At 62.0% G+C, this 22,137-nt stretch carries 19 protein-coding genes; 10 read left to right on the top strand and 9 right to left on the bottom strand.

The features are described 5' to 3' along the window. Nucleotides 1-3 precede the first annotated feature (3 nt). Nucleotides 4-381: a zinc-ribbon domain containing protein gene (locus FNU76_RS11920; protein ID WP_144278403.1), complete on the bottom strand. Its 378-nt coding sequence runs from the start codon at nt 379-381 to the stop codon at nt 4-6. Between the two features lie 345 nt (nt 382-726). Continuing rightward, nucleotides 727-1,692, bottom strand: a complete 966-nt coding sequence (locus FNU76_RS11915) for an NAD-dependent epimerase/dehydratase family protein (RefSeq protein WP_144278402.1) — start codon at nt 1,690-1,692, stop codon at nt 727-729. A gap of 98 nt (nt 1,693-1,790) precedes the next feature. On the opposite strand from FNU76_RS11915, the gene FNU76_RS11910 reads away from it, so the two are divergent. After that, entirely contained in the window at nt 1,791-2,696 is a 906-nt protein-coding gene (locus FNU76_RS11910) for a LysR family transcriptional regulator (protein WP_308418635.1), read from the top strand. Between the two features lie 41 nt (nt 2,697-2,737). Here FNU76_RS11910 and FNU76_RS11905 read toward each other — a convergent pair whose 3' ends face one another. Next, the gene (locus FNU76_RS11905; RefSeq protein ID WP_144278401.1) at nt 2,738-3,649 is read right to left on the bottom strand and encodes a LysR family transcriptional regulator; all 912 of its coding nucleotides are present in this window, start codon (nt 3,647-3,649) and stop codon (nt 2,738-2,740) included. A gap of 136 nt (nt 3,650-3,785) precedes the next feature. Between FNU76_RS11905 and FNU76_RS11900 the strand changes: the two genes are divergently transcribed. Next, nucleotides 3,786-5,252 carry an MFS transporter gene (locus FNU76_RS11900; protein WP_144278400.1) on the top strand — a complete coding sequence of 489 codons (1,467 nt, stop codon included), beginning with the start codon at nt 3,786-3,788 and terminating at the stop codon, nt 5,250-5,252. Here the strand turns inward: FNU76_RS11900 and FNU76_RS11895 are convergent. Beyond that, the gene (locus FNU76_RS11895; RefSeq protein ID WP_144278399.1) at nt 5,229-5,576 is read right to left on the bottom strand and encodes a DUF3703 domain-containing protein; all 348 of its coding nucleotides are present in this window, start codon (nt 5,574-5,576) and stop codon (nt 5,229-5,231) included. The two genes, FNU76_RS11900 and FNU76_RS11895, sit on opposite strands and share 24 nt — an antisense overlap. A 295-nt stretch (nt 5,577-5,871) precedes the next feature. On the opposite strand from FNU76_RS11895, the gene rtcA reads away from it, so the two are divergent. Then, nucleotides 5,872-6,900, top strand: a complete 1,029-nt coding sequence (gene rtcA, locus FNU76_RS11890) for an RNA 3'-terminal phosphate cyclase (protein WP_144278398.1) — start codon at nt 5,872-5,874, stop codon at nt 6,898-6,900. A gap of 135 nt (nt 6,901-7,035) precedes the next feature. Next, the gene (locus FNU76_RS11885) at nt 7,036-8,856 is read left to right on the top strand and encodes an NEL-type E3 ubiquitin ligase domain-containing protein (RefSeq protein WP_144278397.1); all 1,821 of its coding nucleotides are present in this window, start codon (nt 7,036-7,038) and stop codon (nt 8,854-8,856) included. A 58-nt stretch (nt 8,857-8,914) separates the two neighbouring features. Here FNU76_RS11885 and FNU76_RS11880 read toward each other — a convergent pair whose 3' ends face one another. Next, complete coding sequence (locus tag FNU76_RS11880; RefSeq protein WP_144278396.1) at nt 8,915-10,174, bottom strand: putative Na+/H+ antiporter; 1,260 nt, start codon at nt 10,172-10,174, stop codon at nt 8,915-8,917. A gap of 107 nt (nt 10,175-10,281) precedes the next feature. Here FNU76_RS11880 and rtcR point away from each other — a divergent pair, with 107 nt between their 5' ends. The 3 genes from rtcR to FNU76_RS11865 all read left to right on the top strand — a co-directional run bounded on the left by rtcR (nt 10,282) and on the right by FNU76_RS11865 (nt 13,274). Continuing rightward, nucleotides 10,282-11,874, top strand: coding sequence for an RNA repair transcriptional activator RtcR (rtcR, locus tag FNU76_RS11875; protein ID WP_144278395.1), 1,593 nt, complete (start codon nt 10,282-10,284; stop codon nt 11,872-11,874). Between the two features lie 67 nt (nt 11,875-11,941). Beyond that, entirely contained in the window at nt 11,942-12,343 is a 402-nt protein-coding gene (locus tag FNU76_RS11870) for a VOC family protein (protein ID WP_144278394.1), read from the top strand. A gap of 10 nt (nt 12,344-12,353) precedes the next feature. Beyond that, nucleotides 12,354-13,274: an alpha/beta hydrolase gene (locus FNU76_RS11865; RefSeq protein ID WP_223879319.1), complete on the top strand. Its 921-nt coding sequence runs from the start codon at nt 12,354-12,356 to the stop codon at nt 13,272-13,274. 15 nt (nt 13,275-13,289) lie between these two features. On the opposite strand, the gene FNU76_RS11860 is transcribed toward FNU76_RS11865, so the two are convergent. Further along, a complete protein-coding gene (locus FNU76_RS11860) occupies nt 13,290-14,999 on the bottom strand; it encodes a TonB family protein (protein WP_144278392.1) in 1,710 nt (569 codons plus the stop codon). Nucleotides 15,000-15,228: 229 nt separating this feature from the next. Between FNU76_RS11860 and FNU76_RS11855 the strand changes: the two genes are divergently transcribed. Next, nucleotides 15,229-16,488, top strand: coding sequence for an SDR family oxidoreductase (locus FNU76_RS11855; protein ID WP_144278391.1), 1,260 nt, complete (start codon nt 15,229-15,231; stop codon nt 16,486-16,488). 4 nt (nt 16,489-16,492) lie between these two features. On the opposite strand, the gene FNU76_RS25030 is transcribed toward FNU76_RS11855, so the two are convergent. The 3 genes from FNU76_RS25030 to FNU76_RS11845 are packed head-to-tail and all read right to left on the bottom strand — an operon-like array spanning nt 16,493 to nt 19,046. Further along, on the bottom strand, nt 16,493-17,041 hold the full coding sequence (locus tag FNU76_RS25030) for a hypothetical protein (RefSeq protein ID WP_308418634.1): 549 nt from the start codon (nt 17,039-17,041) through the stop codon (nt 16,493-16,495). Then, nucleotides 16,987-17,775 carry an SH3 domain-containing protein gene (locus tag FNU76_RS25025; RefSeq protein ID WP_308418633.1) on the bottom strand — a complete coding sequence of 263 codons (789 nt, stop codon included), beginning with the start codon at nt 17,773-17,775 and terminating at the stop codon, nt 16,987-16,989. Before FNU76_RS25025 ends, FNU76_RS25030 begins: the two co-directional genes overlap by 55 nt. 2 nt (nt 17,776-17,777) lie before the next feature. Then, entirely contained in the window at nt 17,778-19,046 is a 1,269-nt protein-coding gene (locus FNU76_RS11845) for an SPFH domain-containing protein (RefSeq protein ID WP_144278390.1), read from the bottom strand. 272 nt (nt 19,047-19,318) lie between these two features. On the opposite strand from FNU76_RS11845, the gene FNU76_RS11840 reads away from it, so the two are divergent. Continuing rightward, nucleotides 19,319-20,032, top strand: coding sequence for a response regulator transcription factor (locus FNU76_RS11840; protein ID WP_144278389.1), 714 nt, complete (start codon nt 19,319-19,321; stop codon nt 20,030-20,032). 8 nt (nt 20,033-20,040) lie between these two features. Next, complete coding sequence (locus tag FNU76_RS11835) at nt 20,041-22,113, top strand: sensor histidine kinase (RefSeq protein WP_144278388.1); 2,073 nt, start codon at nt 20,041-20,043, stop codon at nt 22,111-22,113. Nucleotides 22,114-22,137 lie beyond the last annotated feature (24 nt).

The following is a 22,137-nucleotide window of genomic DNA, read 5'->3' as shown; positions in this document are numbered from 1 at the left end:
CAATCAGGCCGCTACCCGGATACGCTTTGGTGTGCCACCGTGCGCCAGACTACGCTCGCGTCGGCAGGTAAAGCAGCGGACAGCGGTGGAATACACTGCCCCCTTGGCCATCTCATACCACCATTGTTGCTGCTCCGCTTTCCAGACGTGGCGGGCACCGCAATCGCGGCAAGTGAATGCCAGATCCATGTAATAGCCGTACTGAACGAAGGTCGGCACGTCATAGCCATTGTTCGGTACGAGCGCCGATTTATTGATGCTCACGCTTCCGACCGGCCGAGGTACCGCGCTGGCCGGCAGCAGTGCATCGATTTTCGCCTTGCTGCGTTTTTCCCTGCGGCGCGCCATGATGGCTGCGCGCTTTTGCTTTCCACTTTCCATCGCTTGCTCCTTGTCGCGGAGGGGGTAGCCCCATCCGCTGTTCAAGTCTTGATTTCGCCAGGCCATTGCTTAACCGTTACCCGTTGGCATGTATCGACGCTGAGGTCGGGATAGCTATTGCGAAATGCGTGCCAGCCTAGCAATAGCCGCGCAATCAAATGAGTAAGCTTTTGTTTTTAGTGCAGAAATATAGGATCGCGAGGCAAGCAGAAAGCAAATAAGATCGTACATTTTTGATCTTTTCAGATAGTTATTTATCTAGCAAGCGAGTTTATGCTCGTCGAGCGTTCGATTTCCACGCTCAGCAAGACCGGCGAGCCTTCGACTCGACCGGCCGGCTTCCCTTCAGCCTTTGAGCGCAATGCCCTGCTGTTTGGCGATCGCGCCCAGTACCTGGCGAATACCCTCCACGTACGGCGTCTTCCGAATCGGTCCGATCAGCTTTTGCAACGCCGAGTCATCCATGATCACAGGGTCGGTCAGCAGGTAGTTCATCTCCACCATCTCGCGCATGAATGGCTTGAACAAGCCCAGCAAGCGCAGCATGGTCTTGCCCGCCACCCGCAGCTTCAGCTTCGCACCGGTCTGGCGCGCCATCTCCGCCACCAGTTCGCGCTGGGTCGGGGCGCCGGCACCGGCGAGGTTCCAGATCTTGCCGTATGCGGCGGATGCGTCGACCAGCCTGGCGACCACCGGGCCCACGTCCGGCACAAAGACGAATTCGTGCGGACGGTCGACCGGCCCCACCATGTCGGCCACACCGCCCTGCACGGCCGCCACCGCCGCACGATGCAGCAGGCTGGCTTCCACTCCGGGACCGTAGAAGTCCGGCAGACGCAACACGGTTGCATTGATGCGGCCATCGGCATGGGCTTGCATAAGCAAATCCTCTTGCGCCTTGCGCATGCGGCCCTTGAAGGTATGCGGCTCACGCGGGTGGTCCTCGCGGACTAGCGAGGTCCGAGCCTTGCCGTAGGGGTACACGGTACCGATCAGAACGATATTGCGGACCCCGGCGGCGACCGCGCCCTCCATCGTCTTGCGCATCAGCTCAGGGTGCAGCTCGAATTGCCAGTAGTTCACACCGACCATATAGATAAGGGTGTCGATGCCCTCTGCTGCTGCCCGTACCGAACTGGGCGAATCCGGGTCCCAGCTGGTGATCTCGGCCAGCGGATCGGCACCGAAGGCCTTGCGCAGGCTAGCCTCGCTGCGGCCGACCACGCGGTAGGACTGCCCCTTGCTGCTGAGCGCAGCAGCAATACTTTGACCGATGACACCTGCGGCGCCGAACAAGGCTACTTTGGACATGGCGATACCCCTTTGGCATTGCGTTTCAGAGAGGCCCCAGTGTGCAAGATCGACGGACATATGAAAATTGCCTAGAATCGCCTACCAACTATACAAATATGCATACCATGACAGTGAGCGAGCCAAATTGGGAGTGGTACCGGACTTTCCTGCAGGTACTGGAGACCGGCTCGCTATCGGCCGCCGCCCGCGCGATGGGCCTGACCCAGCCGACCGTGGGCCGCCATATCGATAGCCTGGAGCAAGCCTTGGGCTTGAAGCTCTTTACCCGCTCGTTCGACGGCTTCGCACCCAGCGATGCCGCGCTTGAGTTAAAGCCCTATGCGGTCGATGTCGCGGCTAGCGCAGCGGCACTGCGGCGGGTAGCCAGCAGCCATGGGGCGGGGGTGCGCGGTGCGGTGCGGGTGACGGCGAGCGAGGTAACGGGAGTGGAAGTACTCCCCCCGATACTCGCAGCCTTGCGCCAGGAACATCCGGAACTGATCATCGAGCTGGTGCTATCGAACCAGGCAGAGGACCTGCTGCACCGGGAAGCGGATATCGCGGTACGGATGTTCCGGCCGGCGCAGGACGCATTGGTGGCCAGGCGCGTCGGCAACATCGAATTGGGATTGCATGCCCACGAGCGGTATCTGGCGAGCCATGGCATTCCGGAGACCATGGAGGACTTGTCTCGCCACACCTTGATCGGCTTCGACCACGAGACCGCCTATATACGCGGCCTGCAGCACCGGTACCCAGCCCTCTCGCGGGCCAATTTTGCCTTTCGGGCCGACAGCGACCTGGCCCAATTGGGCGCTATCCGCGCCGGCTTCGGTATCGGCATATGCCAGTCGGCATTGGCGGCGAGGGACAAGCAACTGGTCAGGGTTCTCCCGGCCGGGTTTTCCTTGATGATGGATACCTGGGTCGCCATGCATGAAGACTTGCGAGCGAGCCCGCGTTGCGCGGCCTGCTTCAAGGCCATCGCAGCGGGGCTGAGTGCCTATACACAGGGCGTGTAGATGCGCTCCCGGCCCCAGCCGCATCGCAGTCTTAAAAGCACTCATCCGATGAGCGTAACGGCTTGCTCCGCGCAGACATCAAGAATGCAGGCGCGCAACCAGCGATGCGCGGCATCCGCATCCATACGCGGATGCCAAAGCATGGAGACGGTAATCGCCGGCGTGGAAAAAGGGAGCGGAAAACCGAACATGCCGGTGCGCAGATTGCCGGTATGCCGCTCGGGCACCGTCGCAATCAGATCGGATGCACGCGCCAGGGCCAGCGCGGTCGAAAAGCCACCGACCATGGTGGCTATCTCGCGCTCCAGCATCAACGGCTTCAGGGCTTCATCAATCACCCCCCGGTCGCGCCCTCGCCGCGACACCAGGATATGCCTGCCAGCCGCATAGCGGGATGGCGTGATCTCCTCCCGTTCCAGCGCGTGCCCCGCGCGTACGACGCCGATAAAGCGGTCCTGGAACAGCGCCCGCGTGCGTAGCTCCGGGCTGGCGGTATCGCCGACCACGCCGACTTCCAGATCGACGACTCCCTCGCGCAGCGGTGCGTTGTCCTTGCTCAGCTTGGGCACGAAGCGCAGCCGGACACCTGGCGCCTCCTCGTTGGTGCGAGCGATCAGCGCAGGTCCGAAGTTGCCGACAAAGCCATCGCGGGTCCTCAAGGTGAAGGTTCGGGCGAGTTGCCTGAGGTTTACCTTCTCCGCCGGCCGCAGTACGGCCTCCGCATCTTGTACCAGCCGGGCAACCCGCTCGCGCATCTCGATTGCCCGGGGAGTGGCGACAAGTCCGCGTCCGGCCCTGACCAATAGCGGATCGCCCGTCGCCTCCCGCAATCGCGCCAAGGCGCGGCTCATTGCCGAAGGGCTCAAGCCCAGGCGTTGCGCGGCACGTGCCACGCTGCCTTCGGCAAGCAGTACATCCAGGGTCAGCAACAGATTGAAATCGGGTGTGGACATAGCCGAAAGCTAGCATGGCCTACGCATGACATGGCGTCAAACGCACGAATAATGTGCAAATGGTGCGCGTTCCGCCCTGCCAGATCAAGGATTACGCTTCGGACATCCATAAGCCCATCATCGTAGGGACATTCTCATGACCACCTCTCAAGCAAGCGCACATTCAGCCACGCCACAGGTAGCCGATCCAGGCCAAGCGAATACGAACAACGCGCCTTCGGCACGCTGGGCACTCGCCAGCCTTTCGCTATCCATGCTGATGCCCTCGCTGGATACCAGCATCGCCAATGCCGGCCTGGCTACCTTGGCCCATGCGTTCAACGCCTCCTTCCAAGCGGTCCAGTGGGTAGTGCTGGCCTATCTGCTGGCCATCACCACCTTGATCGTCAGCGCCGGACGGCTAGGCGATATGGTGGGCCGCAAGCGCTTGCTGCTGGCCGGCATCGCCATTTTTACCGTGGCCTCGCTGCTATGCGGAATCGCACCGTCTCTCTGGTGGCTGATCGCTGCCCGTGCCGCGCAGGGTTTGGGCGCAGCCATCATGCTGGCGCTCACGGTCGCGCTGGTCGGCGAGATCGTGCCGAAGTCCAAGACCGGTAGCGCAATGGGTTTGCTGGGAACGATGTCCGCGTTTGGTACCGCGCTTGGTCCATCGCTGGGCGGGGTCCTGATCGCGGGCATTGGCTGGCGTGAAATCTTTCTGATCAATATTCCGCTGGGCATCGTGAACTGGCTGCTCGCCTATCGTTGCTTGCCTGCCGACTCGCTGGACAGACAGGCGGAACGCCCGGGTTTCGACTTTATCGGCACGCTGCTGCTGGTGCTGGCGCTGGCCGCCTATGCGCTGGCCATGACGACGGGTCATGGCCACTTCGGTACGCACAATATTGCACTGCTGCTGATGGCGGCTGGTGGGATCGGCGCTTTCGCATTCGTCGAGACGCGAGTCGCAGCGCCCTTGGTCCAACTCAAGTTGTTCCGCGATCCGGTATTGAGCGCAGGCCTCGCCATGAGCGCACTGGTTTCGACCGTGATGATGGCGACCCTGGTAGTGGGGCCTTTCTATCTTTCCCGGACGCTGGGGCTTGAAGCGTTGATCGTCGGACTGGTGCTATCCGGTGGTCCGTTGGTCGCCGCCTTGACCGGCATCCCGGCCGGCCGCATCGTGGACCGCCTCGGTGCGCGCCGGATGACAGTGCTGGGACTGTTTGGCATCGCAGGCGGCGCCTTGGTACTGGCCATGCTGCCCACGACTTTCGGCATCGCCGGCTATCTCGTCCCCATCGCCACGATGACCGCCAGCTACGCCATGTTCCAGGCCGCCAACAATACGGTGGTCATGAAGGATGTACGCCCTGAACGGCGCGGGCTGGTTTCCGGCATGCTCAGCCTATCGCGCAATCTTGGCCTGATAACCGGGGCGTCGGCCATGGGCGCCGTGTTCGCGTTCGCATCGAGGACCAGCGATATCACCATGGCACCGCCCCTGGCCGTCGCCGCCGGCATGAGAGCCAGCTTCGCCGTCGCCACGATACTGATTGTCGTGGCGCTTGCCATCGCCGTAACCGGTCATGCGCTTTCACGGCGCCATGATTCTGCGTAGTTCCTCGGGTATGGGCATGGGCTTGAAAGCACTGATATTTGCCCTGCCGGTATTGCCCACCGGCAGACGGTTCACCAGATGACCAAAGGGCGTGAGAAAGAGGCGCCAGAGCTGCCCAAGCCCTTCCGTCCTGTTCGATTGGGCAAGGGCGACCCGCAGCATGGCGAGATGCACGCGCCAATGCAGCAGCAAGGCTTGCTGGCCCAGGATGTGGGCGCGCTCAAGCTGCGCAAAGGCGGCTTCATATTGGCCTGCCAGGCAAAACGCTTGCGCATCCGCCATGGCTTGTTGGTAGGCCGATTCGGCCAAGGGGCTGAGTTGCATCAGTGTCTCCTTGCTACCTGTACCGCGATAAGAAGAATAGATTACAAACCATAAAGCTACTATAAGGTAAAGCGTTTTGGGGGATAGGCCACGCGACAGCGGCTTTATCTTTACGGATAAATGCCTAGCTTTCTGTATCTGAATACTGTCACCCCCACTGAAGCCGGCCTGGTAACAAAATACCATTCACTCAATTAAAACAAAGACCTGCAATTTACTCCCCTGCACACTTCGCGCTGGCACGTTTCTCGCAACATCCGTGTCTACCGAGATATTGCCCTGACCAAGTAGAAATATGAAAAAACTCCAACAAGACCGTATCGCACTGGATGGCTCGCAAGGTGAAGGCGGTGGTCAGGTGCTGCGCACCGCCCTGACCCTGTCGATGATTACCGGCACGCCATTCGAAATCGAGCACATCCGCGCCAAACGCAACAAGCCGGGACTGCTGCGCCAGCATCTGACCGCCGTACAAGCCGCGGCGGCCATTTCGGGCGCCAGCGTCGAAGGCGCCGAAATGGGATCGCAGACGCTGCGCTTCACGCCCGGTCCTATTCGTGGCGGTGACTATCGCTTCGCCATCGGCACGGCGGGTAGCTGCACCCTGGTACTGCAGACGGTGCTGCCGGCGCTATGGTTTGCCGACGCACCCAGTACGGTGATGGTAACCGGCGGCACCCACAATAAGGCGGCGCCACCGGCCGATCATCTGATACGCGCCTGGCTACCGCTGATGCGGCGCATGGGCGCAAGACAGTCCATTGTTTTGCAGCGACATGGATTTTACCCGGCCGGCGGCGGTGAGATCGTCGCCACCACCGAACCGTGCCCTGCTTTGCTGCCTTTGCAGCTGCTGACACGCGGCACCCGCCTGGACTTGCGTGCCGAGGCCGTGGTCGCAGCGGTGCCTGGCGGTATCGCGCAGCGTGAACTGGACCGTGTCGGCGCCCAGCTGGCCGACGTGGCGGGCAGGGTGCGCCAACTACCCGCCAAGGAAGGGCCGGGCAATATCTTGCTGATCGAGGCGGCTCACAGCGAGGTAACCGAGTTGTTCACCGGCTTTGGCGAACGCGGCGTCTCCGCCGAAGCGGTGGCGGACCAGGCAGTCGGCCAGGCACGCTTGTATCTCGACAGCGAGGCGGCGGTGGGCGAGTACCTGGCCGACCAGCTGTTGCTGCCGCTGGCGCTGGCCGGAAGCGGTGCGTTTACCACCGTGGCGGCGTCATCGCACTTGCATACCCAGGCCGAGGTGATCGAAAAATTCCTGCCGGTCGAAGTCGCCATCCAGCAACTGGAGGACGCTTGGCTGGTAGAGATTGGCTAGCCAGGCGGAGGACTTGCTGCATCGGGGGATCACGTTTGAGGCAGACAAGGTTTCCCGATATATGCCGCAATAACAACAAAGCAGCAGCAACCTTCTTGAGGAACCCTTTTTGTCGGACAACTTGATAAAGAGAACATGATGCAGGCAATTGAAGCGCGCAATGCGCAGCATGCGATGGACTTGCTGCGTGGCCACGCGGGGCAGATCGTTGAGCAGGGAGAGGGCCTGCTTATCGTGGGCACGCGTAGATTCGACATCACGGTAAGCCATAGCGATGGCCAGAATGACTTCACCGTGTGCGAGCAGCATTCAACGAATCTCCTGTGCCATTACCTACGCATATTCCGCGAAGCCATTTTCGGGCGCGCACCATGTGGTACACCGGCCGACGCCGAACGATTTCAGCGACATCTTCTTGAAGTAAGCCAGCCGAGAACGCAACCGACAAACAATGCGGAATACCTCGCAGAGTGGCGGGACTGGGCTAGACAACCAACACCGACCCATGAAGATCGTAGGTTTGCGCTTCATGTTTTGGAAGATTGGCTAAAATCCAATGACCCGGAACAACCCTTGTGGCTGCTGGGCCTTGGGCTGACCAGCCTGCCGTATCATCTGCCGCATTTGCTAAAAAAACTGAGTATCGAGGGTAATGCGCTGACTTGTCTGCCGGATAATTTGCCAGCTGGACTTAAAAAACTCGACGCCAGCGGCAACAAACTGACCGCGCTTCCAAGCCAGCTGCCCATATCGCTAGAGACGCTGAATGTTAACGATAATCTATTGACTGGTCTGCCGGAAAACTTGCCGAACACATTAAGAACAATCAAGGCAGACCGGAACCGGCTGGCCACAGCGCCGGAAAAACTACCGGACGACCTTGCAAATCTCTCGCTTTGCGATAACCGGCTAACCGTCTTACCGGAAAGTATCAGAGCGCTGCAACCCTACGGAGTCGTGGCACTCAATGGCAATCCGGCCGTAAGCGGGCAAGGAGCAGATGAGGGGTCGGATGACAATTCCGGCTCCCCGGCTGCCCGTCCCTTGTGCGACGCCGTGTCCGACTGGTATCCATTCAGTGAGCGGGACAAAATTCAAGCAACCTGGCAAGCTTGGGGGAACGAGGCCGGTGCGAATGCTTTCTCCCTGTATCTGGATGACCTGAAAAACAAAGACAAAATCAAGTCATTCAGAACCACTGTCCAGACTGATATGCAGGAATGGTTGTCCCTGCTGGCAAAGTACCCCGAATTAAGGGAGCACTCCTTTGCAATCAGCAATGACGCTACAGAAACCTGCGGTGACCGCCTATTACTAACTTTCAATGGCATGCAGACAGCGCGCATTTGCCATGACGTAGCGAATAAAGAATATGACGCGGACGCGCAGTTGCCGACGTTGCTAACCAAGGCACGTGGCATGTTTCGTCTGGATCAGCTGGAGAAGATTGCGCGCGAAAAAGCGAGAAGGGGCGTCAAGGTCGATTACATCGAAGTTTATCTTGCCTACCAGGTGGCATTGCGGGATCGTTTAGAGCTCCCCGTTTCTGTTACGAATATGAAGTTTTTAAAAATTTCCGGGGTAACGAAAGAAGATCTGGATGACGCAGTGCAGCGCGTGGAAAAAGCGGAGGCGGAAGACTTCGAATATTTTTTACTGGTGCAATGGTCCCCTTGGGAAAAGATGCTGGAGCGCCGCTTTCCGAACGAATATGCACGCATGAAAGAACGCCTTATAGATTCCCTTTCTGGCGATGATTATAATCTAGGTATGGCAGCAGCCGCGAATCTAAATAATGTATCTCTCGACAATAATGACATATCTCGCGCGATAGGTATTGAGGTGAAGAAGAAGATAACGCTTGAGTTTTTGGGTAAATTCACCAGGGCGTTCTTGCAGGAACAAAAAATAGCGCATCTGCTTCCCGAAACAGCGCGTATTAGCCCGGCATCGTAAAACATTGCGCAGCGGGAAGGGATTTGGCCGGTAGGGATCAGCTAGCCGGCCCGTATCTTTACAGTAACCGGAAGGCCAGCATCGCGACCAAGGTGGGCGGCAGGGCCGCTGCCAGCAGGCCCAATGGATGCACTTCGCCGTCGGTGAATTTATCGCGCAGGATGGCGATGCCGGCCGGATTGGGAGCATTGGCGATGATGGTCAAACCGCCCCCCGTGACGGCCCCGGCAACGAGGGCATATTTGAACTCTTCGCTCAAACCCTCCACCAGCGAACCAAGATAGGTCAGCGCGGCATTGTCGGTAACGGCCGTCAGTGCCGTCGCGCCGTAATAAACCGCATCGGCGCTCATGGCCAGCAAGGCGGGCTGCAACCACCATTGCTGCTGACCGCCCAGCACCACCAGGCCGGCCAGGAAAAAAGCCACCAATAAACCTTCGCGCAGGATCAACCTGTCCTGGTATTGCTCATAGGCATGGGCCACGCCGAGAAAGAACAGGAAAAGACCCATGAACATGGTGGGGTGGTGGGCGAAGATCACCACCCCGACCATGAACAGCAAATGGGCGGCCAGCAAACCCGCCGGCACCGTGATGGCGGCGGTGGCCGAGGTCGGCACCGGCAGCCCGGCCAGTTCCCTGCGCAGCAGCAGCGTGGCTCCCACCGCGTTGACGAGCACGGCCGATGCGACCTTCCAACCGAAGACGGTCAGCATATAGGCGACATCCCAATTCCACTTGGCGGCCACCATCAGGACCGGCGGCGCGGCAAACGGCGTCAAGGTGCCGCCGATGGAGATATTGACGAACAGCACGCCCAAGGTGGCGTATTTGAATCGGTTCGACACCTGCTGCCCCATATAGCGGTCGCGCAGCACCAGCGCCGCCAAGGTCATGGCGGCCGGTTCGGTGATCAGCGATCCCAGCAGCGGGACAAGCGCCAGCACGACCAGGTAGTAGGCGATATTGGCGGGCAGCGGAAGCAGCCTGGCCACGACCTTGACGCATAAGCTGGCGAATTCGAGCACGGGCCGCGTACCGGCGATCACCATGATGGCGAAGACGAACAGGGGCTCCGTGAAATTGCGCGAATCGAGGTAGGCGACGGCGGCGGCCTGACCGTCCAGCAGGAAGATGGCCAGCACCAGCAACATGGCATAGAAGCCGAACACCACCTCCACTTCGCCCAATAGATGCCAGATGCCGGCATGTCGCGGCCAGCGATGGGCCAGGCGTTCAAAGTACTTGGTGGAAAACGTATGGATAAGCGCAATGGCGAACAGCGTCGCGCCGACCAGTTGTAGCGTGGTGGGATGCATGGCGTTGAAGCTCTATGAAGATGACCAGGGACCGACACGGGATTCTAATTGCACGAACGCGCTGTTTGATAAAATCCGCTAAATGTTTATTCGATTGGATACGAGCCATGCGCAAAAAGGTCGTGCTGGGTTTTGTCGGCACCGTGCTCGACTACGTCGGCAAGGGCAAGGAGCGTTGGGAGAAGTGGCGCCCCACGGTCAGCCTATGCCAACAAGACGACTTGCTTGTCGATCGCCTGGAGCTATTGCACGACCAGCGTAGCCGAGGTTTGTTCGAGCGCTTGAAACAGGACATCGGCGCGATTTCGCCGGAGACCGAAGTGGTCGGCGTCGAGATCAATCTGCGCGACCCTTGGGATTTCGAGGAGGTCTATGGGGCGCTGCATGACTTTGCCCACGGATATGCTTTCGATACCGAGGCCGAGGATTACCTGATCCATATCACCACCGGCACCCATGTGGCGCAGATCTGCTGGTTTCTGTTGGCCGAGGCACGCTATCTGCCGGCCCAGTTGATACAAACTTCGCCGCCACGCAAGAAGGAACTGGGGGAAACGAAAGGCAGTTATGCCCTGATCGACCTCGACCTATCGCGCTACGACAAGATCGCTACCCGCTTCGCGCGCGAACATGCCGATACGGTATCGTTCTTAAAGTCCGGCATCGCCACCCGCAATGCCCGTTTCAACCGGATGATAGAGCAGATCGAAAAGGTCGCGGCACGCTCCAAGGCACCCATGCTGCTCTGCGGCCCTACCGGCGCCGGCAAGTCCTTCCTGGCGCGCAGGATCTACCAGATGAAGAAGGCGCGGCACCAACTGGCTGGCCGCTTTGTCGAGGTGAATTGCGCGACGCTACGGGGCGAAAGCGCCATGTCCGCCCTGTTCGGCCATGTGAAGGGCGCTTTTACCGGCGCCCAGACCGAAAGAGCCGGCCTGCTGCGCAGCGCGGATGGCGGCTTGCTGTTCCTCGATGAAATCGGCGAGCTGGGCTTGGACGAACAAGCCATGTTGCTCAAGGCCATCGAAGAGAAACGCTTCTTTCCATTCGGTAGCGACCGCGAGGTAGAGAGCGATTTCCAACTGATCGCGGGCACCGTGCGCGATCTCAAGCAATGGGTGGCGGACGGCCGCTTCCGCGAGGATCTATATGCCCGGATCAATCTTTGGATCTATGAGCTCCCGGGCCTGGCCGACCGGGCCGAGGATATCGAGCCCAACCTGGATTTCGAACTGGATCGCTTTGCCCGCGAACAAGGCGAACAGGTCCGCTTCAACGCGGAAGCACGCCGCGCTTATCTGAAGTTCGCTGGTTCCGGCGAAGCACGCTGGCCGGGCAATTTCCGTGAACTGTCCGCTTCGGTTACCCGCATGGCTACCCTGGCCGAAGCCGGCCGCATCGACGAAGCCTGCGTGGCGGAAGAGGTCGATCGCTTGCGCCAAGCCTGGCGCCATGAGACACCGGGCCCGCTGGACGAGCTGCTGGGCGAAGCGGCCGACGCGCTCGATCTGTTCGATAGGCTGCAATTGGAAAACGTCATCGCCGTCTGCCGGCAATCGAACTCGCTATCGGATGCGGGCAGGCGGCTGTTCGGCATTTCGCGGCAAGACAAAGCCAAGGTCAACGACGCGGATCGATTGCGCAAATACCTGGCACGGTTTGAACTGGACTGGCAACGGGTACGCTCCAGCTCCCAATAACGGCCCCACCTGTTTAAAGGCGACGGCAGCATCTGCCGCCGCCAACTACTCCTGCGAGCGTCCGACCATGCTTCACCATCTTTCCTTTGGCGTCCGCGACCTGACCCGCGCCGGCGCATTCTATGACGCAGCGCTTGGCGCATTGGGCTTTCGGCGCGTATTCGAAGACGACACGGCCATAGGCTACGGCCTCATGGACGAGCAAGACTTGCTTTGCCTGAAGTTGCGGGACGACGCCCATCCGCCGGGCGATGGCTTTCACCTGGCCTTTGCCGCGCCGTCCCGTGCGGCGGTGGACGCCTTTCATGCCGCTGCCCTCCGCACGGGCGGACGCGACAACGGCGCGCCCGGCCTGCGCGACGACTATGGACCGCACTACTATGCCGCCTTCTTGCTCGACCCGGACGGCTATCGCGTCGAGGCGGTTTTCAATGCACCTGTCGCCGCCCCATCCAACAACGCGATTTGAACCACACTATATGATCAACCCACCGGTCCAAATCCTCACCCGGCTAGCGCTGTCCGCCTTCGCTTCGCTGTTGCTCGCTGTTCCGGCGCGAGCCAATACCCCGGCCCAGCCTTATGCGCTGGAAGGTACCGAGGTCCGAAACATTTCGTCTGCCGCGCTGAAGCGCGACTACGAAATCTACGTCAGCCTGCCGCCCTCTTATCTCAAGAGCCAGCGGAAATACCCGGTGGTTTTCGTCACCGATGCGCCCTATGCCTTTCCGCTCCTGCGCAGCATCGGCCGGCGCGTCAATGGCCATGGCGGCAATATGTCGGAGTTCATCCTGGTGGGACTCGCCTATGCCAAGGGTGACGATCCCGTCCGCAGCCGTAATCGCGACTACACGCCCAGCGATATCATCGCCAAGAAAACCGCCCATGAAGAGCGGAACGATGGTCCTTATGGCCAGGCCGAGGTGTATCGCAACTTCGTCGCGACCGAGGTGATGCCCTTCGTTGCCCGCAATTACCGCGCCGATATGGGCAAGAAGGTCTATATCGGCCATTCCTACGGTTCCCTGTTCGGCCTGCACACCTTGCTGACGGCACCCACCATGTTTGACTACTACGTGCTGGGCAGCCCATCGCTATGGTTCGACAAGCGCTATATGTTCGATGCGGAAAAGGCGTATGCCGCCAGTGGGAAGGACATGCCGGCCAAGGTAATGATGGTGACCGGAGCCTTCGAAGCGCTGCGGCCCGGCGCCAAGGACCCGCGCTTCAACAACCGCAACGATATGGTCAAGGACGCCCAGGACTTCGCCAAGCAGTTGAAGTCGCACCGCTATCCGGGTTTGACGCTGCGTTCGGAAATCCTGGCCGACGAGGACCATCTGACCATCTTCCCCGTGCTGGCGACCCGTGGCCTGATGTGGGCCTTGCCGACAAATTAATCGGTAGCCCGGCCCTCAGTAGCCCAACCGGGTGGTTTCCGCCGAAAAGTCCCAGGTGCGGACGATTTCAACCTGGTCGTAGCGACCGCGCATGCCGGCGGGGAAAGCGGAGAATGGCGCGCTCGCCTCGACGATGCGTTTCGCCGCCTCGTCTATGCTGGGGTCGCCGCTACTGTGTTTGATCGCGATAGAGGCAAGCGAACCATCGGCATTGATCAGGATCGATAGCTGTACCGGCCGGTAAAAGCGGTCCTTGGACAGGCGGGGCTTGTTGAAGGCGCCGATACGTTCGAGTTTGATATGCCAGCTCTCGGCATAGAAGCGGAATTCCGGTTCGGCGGCGGCGGCCGATTGGGAGAAGGTGGTGGTCCGGCCACGGTTGGGTTTATCGAACACGCTAGCGCCATCGCGCGCCTGCTGCCGGGCCCGTTCGGCCAGCGAAAGACCAGGAGGCGGCGAAATCGGTAGCGCGATGCCGGCGCCCGCAGGCAGGCCGCCACCCTCTCCCGTGCTAGCCGAGGAACGTCCATCCGCACCACCGCCTGCTGTCGTCCCCGTGCCTTTACCGCTGCCTTCCGCCAACTGTCTGGCGCGGGCCTCGGCAGCCAGGCGGGCACGCTCTGCGCTGGCTTGTGCCTTGGCCTGCCGCTCTTCCTTCGCCGCCTGCTGCTCGGCCGCCTGACGCGCTTGCTCGGCTTGGGCCTGGGCTTGCTTTTCGGCTTGCTGCCTTTCCATCGCCGCCTGTTGCTCGGCCACCCTACGTTGCTGTTCCGCCTTGGCCTGCTCTGCCTTCAGCTGTACTTGTTCCCTTGCCGCCGTTTCCGCCAGCTGGCGTGCCTGCTCTACCTTGGCCTGGGTTTCGGCCTGCTGCTTTTCCCGGGCTGCTTGTTGCTCGGCCCGAGCCACCTGCGCTTGCGCTCGTTCTGCTCGTTCTGCTCGTTCTGCCCGCTCTGCCCGCTCTGCCCGCTCTGCCCGCTCTGCTCGTTCCGCCAGCTCTGCTTGCACCTGACGCGCTTGTTCGGCCCTGGCTTGCGCTTCCGCCTTCTGTTGCGCCACGGCTTCGGCCTGGCGGGCTTGCTCGGCCTTGGCTTGCTCGGCTGCCTGCGCCGCCAATACTTCCATTTCGGCGGCCTGCTTCGCTTGCAAGGCCGCCGCCTCGTCCTCTGCCTTGCTTTCCCGCACGCCTGCCTTGACCGGTACGGGCGCATCGTCCGGCACGGCCTCGCTATCGGTGGCCGGCGCATCGGGCATGGGCGGAATATCGGCAGGCGCGTCGACGTTATCGGAGCCGATCGCCGCATCCGCCAGCTGCTCCGGCGGCTTTGCCCGCGAGGCCGCATCCACCGCCGTCTGCCAGGCGCCTTGTTGCACGGTCATCAAGGGGATACCGGTACGTTTGCGGGAGGCCAGCCGGGGCGGGCCGGGCGGTGGTGTTTGGACCACGGGCGGGGCAGCGGGCAGATAGCGCAGGGTAACGGTCATTTCCCCGCTCTCCGCGAACGACGGTGCGGCCGGGGGCGCGGCATCCGGGACCAGGCTGGGTTCAGCCGGGCGATCGGGTTCGCTCGGCACGATATCCAGCGGCTCGGTCGCCATCGACTCGCCCGCGTCACCGGGAACGCCGAATTGGATCGCCAGGATCAAGCCATGGATCAGCAGGCTGGCCAACACCGCCCAATCGAGGGGTTCGGCGAATTTCCGGCGGGAACGAGGGGGCGTCGACACGTCAGTCGAGTGAATAAAAAGCCACGCCGGCGTGATCGCCCTGCGTCGATGTCATTGCGATACCCGCTTTCAAATCCGTTTCCCCGTGGCTTTCCAAAGTTATGCCGCCCTCACTATGCGGGTTAGCATTCGCTTTAGGCAAGACAACGACAATTGATCGGGATGGATTGCGCGCTTTGCCTGGCACTGTCTCTCCCTCCTTCAATCCCTGTACAAGGCGGTTTTCAGCATGCGCATTCTTCTGATCGGCAGCAGTGGCTTTATCGGTACGGCCTTGCGCCAGGCCCTGCAAGCCGCCGGCCATCTCGTCGTCGGCAGCTGTCGCGATCCATTGCGCGCGTCCGCCACCGATATTGCGGCCGATTTCGCCCAGGACCAGCGCCCGCAGAGCTGGTTGCCACGCGTGGCCGGCTTCGATGCGGTCATCAATGGTGTAGGGATATTGCGCGAACAGGGCGACGCCAGCTTCGAGGCCATCCACGTACGGGGCCCTTGCGCCTTGTTCGCTGCCTGTGCCGAGGCGGGCGTGGGCCGGGTGATCCAGATCTCGGCCTTGGGCGCCGATGCGCAAGCCGCCAGCCCTTACCATCTGAGCAAGCGGCAAGCCGATGACTATCTGCTGTCCCTACCGATATCGGCTTGCGTGTTGCAACCTTCCCTGGTCTACGGGCCGGGCGGAACCAGTACACAGATGTTCAAGGCCTGGGCCGCCCTGCCGCTCATCCCCTTGCCCGGCCAGGGGGAGCAATTGCTGCAGCCGGTGCATATAGACGACCTGTGCGCGGCGGTGGTGGCCCTACTGGCTCAGCCCACCATGCCACCTCGCCTGGCGGTGGTGGGCCCGCTCACCCTGACCTTGCGCGCATATCTGCAAACCCTGCGCCAGGCCATGGGCTTGGGAGCCGGCTGCTTCCTGCCGGTGCCGATGGCCCTGATGCGCCCTGTTGCGTGGTTGAGCGAACAACTTCCCGCCGCGCTGCTGGACCGCGACACCTTGGCCATGCTTGAACGGGGCAACCATGCCGACGGCCAAGCCATGCAGGATCTGTTGCAACGGCCATTGCAAGCGCCGGCGGCCTTTATTCCAAGCGGAGAGGCGCAGTCGCAAGGCCGGCAGGCCCGCCTGGCGCTCGCTATCCCACTCTTGCGGCTGAGTATTGCCTTCGTCTGGCTCTACACCGCCTGGGTATCGATCTTTGCCTACCCGATTGCCGACAGCCTGGCGCTACTGGCCGCGGTCGGCCTGACCGGCACACTGGGCACCATCAGCCTGTATGGCTCGGCCTTGCTGGACTTGAGCTTTGGCCTGGGCACCCTGCTGCTGCGCCGACGCAAGTCGCTTTACCTGGCCCAACTGGCCCTGATCGCGTTCTATACCATCGTAATCACCGTATGCCTGCCCCATTTCTGGTGGCACCCCTACGGTCCCTTGCTGAAGAACCTGCCCATGCTGGCGGCGCTGTGGCTGCTGTACGTAGTGGAAGACTAAGCCTCTACCTTAGGCTGACCGACTGCCCCTTCCAGGCGGGATCTTGCCAACGGTAGAAGGTGCTGAGGCTGCCCGGCTGATCGGCTTGCTTCTCCACCGCCAGCGTATTGATATTCCGCAGTTCGAAGCTGCGCTGGTGACGCCCGTCGACGCGAATTTCGCGTGCCGTCAGCAACTGATTACCGCCCGGTACCCAGCCGGCGAATTCGACATAGCCGGCGCCGGGATGATCCAAGCCAGGCGGCAGGACCTGGACGTCCCAACCGGCCGGGCCCCGCCGGAACAGCCACAGCTCCCGCCAGCCATCGAGCGGTTGGACCGCCAGCGCCAACGCGTCTCCCTGGCGATTCACCGTCGCCGAAGCGGGCCAGACCACGCCATAGGTGCAACGGCTGAACAGCGGCTTGCGCGAGTCTTGCTTGGCGTCGACCAATTGCACACAGGTTTCGCCCGGCTGGCCGGCGCTCAGCGCAATGGACAAGCCGTTCGGCTTGGCCGCTACCGGCACGGCCGCCCAACGGGACGCGCCCGCTGGTGCGCCAGGCTCGCCCATAGGCCCGCCTTGCGCATATGCAGGCGATTTTTTAATACCGGCGGCAGATTACGCAGCTCGACCCGGTCCAACAGCTCGGCCCGCCAGTTGTCGAGATTGAAGCGATCGACCGGCCCCAGCAAGGGCGGGACGCAGTCATGCCGGGTCAGCGCAAGCGCCGCCAGGGCTTTGCCCTTGTCGTTGCCGGGCAAGGCCAGGACGCGCCGATAGGCTTCACCGTCGTAGCACAGCTGCATTTGCCCCTCCCGCTCGATACTCACCATCTTGACACCGTAGGCAGCGGCTACCTCCAGATGCGCGGCGACCGTATCGCCCATGGTGGTGGCCTTGCCGACCGAGGCGCGCCGCGCCAGGCGTTCCGCCATGCTGCCGAGGGCTTCGAATGCCTCGCCATCCATGGCTTGGGCCGGCGCGGCGCGCAGGTAGCCGGCGACATAGCCTATGCCGAGGGCTTCCGAGCCGGGCGTGTCGCGCAGAAAACGTACCACCGTCAGCGTGGCCGGGGCGGATTCCGGTGCCAGGTCCAGCGGCCGTACCTGGTTGGCGCGGATATAGCCGGCCCGCTCGCGACGATGATCGTAGACCTGCAGATAGTCGCCTTTCTCACCCCGGATCTCCAGGCTGTCACCCTGCCAGAGCACGGCCTGGCGCGTGGCGGATTCGCGCGGTGCGGCGCGGAGGGCGGATTGGTCCTGGGCGACGATGGCGAGGGCGGCAAGGGCAGCGACGTACATGATTATTCCGCCTCTTGCGCGTCGGCTTCGGCGCCTTGTTCTTCCTGGCCTGCGGCAGGAACCGCTTGTTTACCGCCGCCCAGCAGGGTCGCGCCGATAAAGCCGCCATCTGCGGGCGGCGGGGCGATGATCACCGAGATCTTGTCGGACAATTTGTCGGCGAGGGTCTTCTGGATCAGCAGCGGATGCTTGGAGATCAGGGCGCCGTCACGGGCCATTTGCTCGCTGGCGACCTTGCCGATACGTTCCTGCCGATAGGCTTCGGCATCGGCCAGCTTCTGGCGCGAATCGGCCTCGCCGGCGGCTTCGATCCGGCGGGATTGCGCGGTCGCTTCGGCATTTTTGATACGGAAGATCTTTTCCGCCTCGGCCTCCAGGCCGCGTTGCTGGATCTGCTTCTCCTTGAAGGGCAGCACATGCTTCATTGCTTCGGCCTGGGCCTTGGCGGCGATGATCTGTTCCTCGCCGGCCGCTTCGGCGGCGGTTTCGCGCTTGACCTTGTCGGCCTTGGCTTCCAGCTCGGTCTGCTTGACCAGCTTGTCCTTCAACTCCAGGGTAAAGCGCATCTGTTCGCTGGCCAGCTCTTCCGCCAGGAGCTTTTCCATACCGACCTTGTAGTCGGCCGGCAGATCGACCTTGCCCATGGTGACCGATTGCAGCTTGATGCCGTCGGCGGCCAGGCGCGGTTTCAATTCGGCTTCGATCAGTTGCTGGATTTCCTGCCGCTTGGTGGAGAAGATCTCTCGCACGGTGTAGCGGGACAAGGTCTTGTAGACCACACCCTGTATCATCGGCTCGACGACCTCGCCGCCGACGTCATCCGGCAGGTCGCGGGCCACGGCGGCAATCTTGCCGGCGTCCAGGGCATAACGCACCCAAATGTCCACACCCAGCGACAGGCCCTCGACCGACTGGAATGCTGCCTCGCCATCGGCGCTGCTATCCAGCGTGCGAAAGATCTGATCGCGCAGCGAGAAACGCCGCAGTTCATGCAAACCAGGAATCACCAGGGCCGCACCATTCCGTAGTTCGGTGGAGGTGCCCGTCAGCTGATTCAGCCGAATACCGATCTCGCCGCGCCCCACGGTCTGCATCGGAGGATGGGTATAGAGCGCGTAGCCGCCGATGGCGGCCAGGCCAAGCGCAATCAGGGTACGTCGATTTCCCTGCAGGCCACCCGCCATGCGACGCGAGGCGATCGCGGTGCCCAGCGCCAGTTTGCCGAGGGAAATTTGCAAGGCTTCGACGATACGTTTGGCCCGGTCCGACATGATGTTTTTCTCCGCTGGATAGTGATCTTCGGCTGTGAAAAGGGGTTGCGTGAAGATCCATCCGCCCCCCCTGTCTTGCATGGAGGACATCGTGCCGGAGGGGAGGACGAGCATGCCATGGCGTCGCCGGGGCTCATTGATCTGTCGCCGGCTGCGTACGCTCCCTGCCGTTCCCGCCTGGTAACCGGCGTGAGCAAACACTCACGGCCTTTTCTGGCATCCGGGGCGGAAAAAGCCGGATACTTGCGCCATCACCCGCCGGGCACGCCTCCATGTTTAAAGTCGCCATCGTTGAAGATGATCTTCCCACCAGCCAACAGCTCAAGGACTGGATACTGTCGGCCCGGCCCGGCATCCAGGTGGAACAATGGTTTACCCGCGATGACGCGGAAGCGGCCATCGCCCGCGAAGCCTACGATCTGGTGGTGCTGGATATCGAACTGGGGCGGGAGCGCCATGCCGGCGTGGCCATCATCAATGCCATCAACAAGGGGCGCCGGGGTACGCCGGTGCTGGTGGTGTCGGCCATGCCGGCCACCATCTACCGCAGCATCATGAAGGCATTGGATGCCTGGGATTACCTGCAGAAGACCACCTTCGAAGAGTCGGACTTCATCGATACCTTCCTGGAAATCCTGCGCGCGACCCGCAGCCAGGACGAGGCCGAGACCGCCCCGCCGCGCGGCGATGAACTGTCCATCGACCCGCTGCGCCAGAGCACCCCGCTATGGCAGGGTCAGCGGGTGAATTTGCCGCTTACCGCCCAGCGTATCCTGGCCACCCTCTACCAGCAGCGCGGCCAGGTGGTGTCCTATGAGGACCTCTTCCTGGTGGTGAAGAGCGGCCGCAATCGCGACAATATCCGCAAGCACATCAGCACCATCCGCGAAGCCTTTCGCGAACTGGACGAGGATTTCGACCGCATCGAGAACATTCCCATGCGTGGCTTTCGCTGGTCCGACCCGCTGGCGGGCGGGCGCAAGTGAAGGCTGCCATGGCCTGGCTGGCCTCCTTCCGCCTCAGGCTATTGTTCCGTAGTGCCTTTTTGCTGTTGGCCTTGGCCACCCTCGCCATGGCCGTCTATGTGCTGCAGGAAGAAAAACAGCGTAGCTACGACAACTACCAGTCCGGTTTCGGCAAGACCAAGGAGCAGATCGCCGCCAAACTGCGCCATCCCACCGGACAACTGGCCCTGCTCAATCCGCCCGGCCCGGGCGGTCCGGTCACGCCGCTGCACCCGGTGCTGCTACCCTACTCCGCCATCGATTTCGACGATCAGACCAAGGTCCGCAACGCGGTGGAAATGGCCGGCTGCCTGGTCCAATACAAGCATTACGGCAGCCTCTGCGTCGCCATCGGCAACAATCCCTGGGCCGGTGGCTTTATCTATGCCGCCGGCACCTTCGCCAGCACCACCTTGCTGGCGCACCGCATCGGCGATGAATGGCTGGACAGCGCCCACCGGCTGCGGGTCGAAGTGGCGTTGCGCGGTCAGACCTATCGCTGGATCGCCCCTTTCGAGCCATTGACCGTGCAGGGCAACCCCAGGCGGGAAGGCATCCGGGGCCGGCTGACCGGCTATGTGGATATCGGCGGCCGCGACTACACCGGTGAGCGGCCGGTGAAGGAGTTTCGCGGCTGGGTCTGGCAGAGTGGCCAATGCCTGGACAAGGACGAGCCGGAAAACGCGGACTGCGAGCGACGATCGTTCTTCTCGCTGCGTTTGCCGGTCGAGGTGCTGCGTGATGCCCTGTTCCAAAAGGCAAAGCCGGTATGGCCGCCGGCCGACCTCGACCAGATCAAGGTACGCGTCGAAGTCTTGCCCGCCGGCGACGGCGCGGCCCTGTTCGATAGCAATGCCGCTGGCGCGATCGCGCCGTTTTCACTGGCCGATCTACGCCCTCTGCTGCTGCCCGGTGAAACCTTGCTGATCGGCAAGGCGGCCGGAACAGGCAGCGCCGAGATATTGCGGCTATCCGGCAGCGATAGCGCGGCGGGTGAGATCAGCTCGCCGCTGCTCACCCGGCTGATCCGCTATTTACCGGTGGAGCGCTATGAGGCTCCCATTGCACTGAGTGACGAGATCGCCACGCCGATGGGCAATTACACTGTCCGGTTGCAAGGCGATGCCCGTAGCGTCAACAAGCGGCTGAGCGCGGTCGCAACGCGGCTTTCCTGGTTCGTCGGCGCCATGTTGCTGGCCATCGGCCTGGCCTGGCTGATCATCGAGATCGGCATCATCCGCCCTATCGCCAGGCTGACGAAACGCGCCAAGCAGCTGTCGAAAACGGTCAAGACCACCCACGGCCTGGCCGAATTCGACCTGGCCGACCTGCGCGGCAGCGACGAGCTGGGCATCCTGGCGAACTGCCTCAACGACCTGTTGCGGCGGGTCAAGGAGGATGCCGAGCGCGAAGGTATCCGGGCCGAGCAGGAGAAAGACATGTGGCACGCCGTCGGCCACGAGATCATGTCGCCGCTGCAGTCCTTGCTGGTGCTGCACGGCAGCGAGGACGACCCCAGCCGCCGCTATATCGACCGCATGCAGCAGGCCATCCGCATCCTGTACGGCAGCGCCAGCCCCAGCGAAGCCTTCCAATCGACCACCCTGGCGGTACAGGCACTGGATCTGGATGAATTCCTCCGCAATATTGCCGGCAACGCAGCCTGCGTGGGCATCGCGGGCGTATCGTATGAGCGGGCGCCCAGCCCTGTGCTGGTCAGGGCGGACGAGTACCCATTGGAGGACGTGGTCACCCATGTGCTGCGCAATGCCGACCGCTACCGTCCGCCCGATACGCTGATCACCATTACGCTGACCGCCAGCGAAACCACGGTCAGCGTGGCCATCCACAATGTCGGCCAGGCCATTCCAGACGACCTGATCGACAAGATCTTCGAGTACGGCGTATCCGACCAGGCCGAGGCCGGCGCCAACGGCAGCCGTGGCCAGGGCTTGTTCGTGGCCAAGACCTATATGGCCAAGATGGGTGGCACCATCACCGCCCACAACGATGAGGACGGGGTGCGTTTCGTGCTTGGCCTGCAGCGGGCCATGGCGGGGTAGCCGGCTGGAATATCGGCTATACCT

Origin of the sequence: Chitinimonas arctica (assembly GCF_007431345.1) — a bacterium.
Classification (GTDB): Bacteria; Pseudomonadota; Gammaproteobacteria; order Burkholderiales; family Chitinimonadaceae; genus Chitinimonas; species Chitinimonas arctica.
This window is presented reverse-complemented; position numbering and strand designations above follow the sequence as displayed.

What these genes read in the sequence shown, in the direction of transcription:
- FNU76_RS11920 (WP_144278403.1), bottom strand. Translation starts at nt 381, where the DNA reads ATGGAAAGTGGAAAGCAAAAGCGCGCAGCCATCATGGCGCGCCGCAGG.
- FNU76_RS11915 (WP_144278402.1), bottom strand. Translation starts at nt 1,692, where the DNA reads ATGTCCAAAGTAGCCTTGTTCGGCGCCGCAGGTGTCATCGGTCAAAGT.
- FNU76_RS11910 (WP_308418635.1), top strand. Translation starts at nt 1,791, where the DNA reads ATGCATACCATGACAGTGAGCGAGCCAAATTGGGAGTGGTACCGGACT.
- FNU76_RS11905 (WP_144278401.1), bottom strand. Translation starts at nt 3,649, where the DNA reads ATGTCCACACCCGATTTCAATCTGTTGCTGACCCTGGATGTACTGCTT.
- FNU76_RS11900 (WP_144278400.1), top strand. Translation starts at nt 3,786, where the DNA reads ATGACCACCTCTCAAGCAAGCGCACATTCAGCCACGCCACAGGTAGCC.
- FNU76_RS11895 (WP_144278399.1), bottom strand. Translation starts at nt 5,576, where the DNA reads ATGCAACTCAGCCCCTTGGCCGAATCGGCCTACCAACAAGCCATGGCG.
- rtcA (WP_144278398.1), top strand. Translation starts at nt 5,872, where the DNA reads ATGAAAAAACTCCAACAAGACCGTATCGCACTGGATGGCTCGCAAGGT.
- FNU76_RS11885 (WP_144278397.1), top strand. Translation starts at nt 7,036, where the DNA reads ATGATGCAGGCAATTGAAGCGCGCAATGCGCAGCATGCGATGGACTTG.
- FNU76_RS11880 (WP_144278396.1), bottom strand. Translation starts at nt 10,174, where the DNA reads ATGCATCCCACCACGCTACAACTGGTCGGCGCGACGCTGTTCGCCATT.
- rtcR (WP_144278395.1), top strand. Translation starts at nt 10,282, where the DNA reads ATGCGCAAAAAGGTCGTGCTGGGTTTTGTCGGCACCGTGCTCGACTAC.
- FNU76_RS11870 (WP_144278394.1), top strand. Translation starts at nt 11,942, where the DNA reads ATGCTTCACCATCTTTCCTTTGGCGTCCGCGACCTGACCCGCGCCGGC.
- FNU76_RS11865 (WP_223879319.1), top strand. Translation starts at nt 12,354, where the DNA reads ATGATCAACCCACCGGTCCAAATCCTCACCCGGCTAGCGCTGTCCGCC.
- FNU76_RS11855 (WP_144278391.1), top strand. Translation starts at nt 15,229, where the DNA reads ATGCGCATTCTTCTGATCGGCAGCAGTGGCTTTATCGGTACGGCCTTG.
- FNU76_RS25030 (WP_308418634.1), bottom strand. Translation starts at nt 17,041, where the DNA reads ATGGGCGAGCCTGGCGCACCAGCGGGCGCGTCCCGTTGGGCGGCCGTG.
- FNU76_RS25025 (WP_308418633.1), bottom strand. Translation starts at nt 17,775, where the DNA reads ATGTACGTCGCTGCCCTTGCCGCCCTCGCCATCGTCGCCCAGGACCAA.
- FNU76_RS11845 (WP_144278390.1), bottom strand. Translation starts at nt 19,046, where the DNA reads ATGTCGGACCGGGCCAAACGTATCGTCGAAGCCTTGCAAATTTCCCTC.
- FNU76_RS11840 (WP_144278389.1), top strand. Translation starts at nt 19,319, where the DNA reads ATGTTTAAAGTCGCCATCGTTGAAGATGATCTTCCCACCAGCCAACAG.
- FNU76_RS11835 (WP_144278388.1), top strand. Translation starts at nt 20,041, where the DNA reads ATGGCCTGGCTGGCCTCCTTCCGCCTCAGGCTATTGTTCCGTAGTGCC.